Origin of the sequence: Halomonas sp. MES3-P3E, assembly GCF_002836035.1 — a bacterium.
Lineage (GTDB): Bacteria > Pseudomonadota > Gammaproteobacteria > Pseudomonadales > Halomonadaceae > Vreelandella > Vreelandella arctica.
In genome coordinates this window covers 1-531 of sequence record NZ_PJBT01000137.1, presented here as the reverse complement: position 1 = coordinate 531, position 531 = coordinate 1, and the positions used below count along the sequence as shown (strand labels likewise).

At 61.8% G+C, this 531-nt stretch carries 1 protein-coding gene; it reads right to left on the bottom strand.

Translation table 11 applies throughout. The annotated features are described in order from the left end of the window. Window positions 1-168: 168 nt before the first annotated feature. Window positions 169-531 (bottom strand): transposase (locus tag CXF87_RS12320; RefSeq protein WP_198556091.1); only part of this gene is annotated, 363 nt, incomplete at its 5' end.

Sequence of the window (531 nt, the reverse complement as noted above, 5' to 3'; positions counted from 1 at the left end):
TTCGCCCCGTGCAAGTTGGCTTTCGCAAGCCCGTTATTGCCAAAACCCACCGTGCTGATCGGTGCTGACGGCCCGTTTTGTCATGCCTTTCCACCCGCCAGGCACGACATATCTGGCGATCGCGTGTCGCTTGGAACTGCTTGTGGATAGAGTGTCGCCGATTGACGGTCAGCATGGCGTTCCTCGTGGATAACGCAGTCGGCTCCGCAGCGTCTTGAGCACCGTCATGCGCCCGATATCCTGCCCGAAGTCGAGGATGATCTGCCGCGCCTTGTGAATCACGAGCGCCGCACGATGCACCAGCTCTTGTAGCACGGTGCGGATCCGGCGCCGCTTAGCGGGATGGCGCACCGGGCTCAGCTCGCCGGTCATGCCCAGCTGCCCCATCAGGCGCAGGATGTTGTAGGCCAACTGGGCGAGATGCAGGATCAGATCGTTGGTGGCGAACTTGCCGGACGGCAAGCGCTCCAGGTCGAGATCGGTCTTGATCTCGCTGTGAAACTGCTCATGGGTGGCATGCGCCTGGTAGCG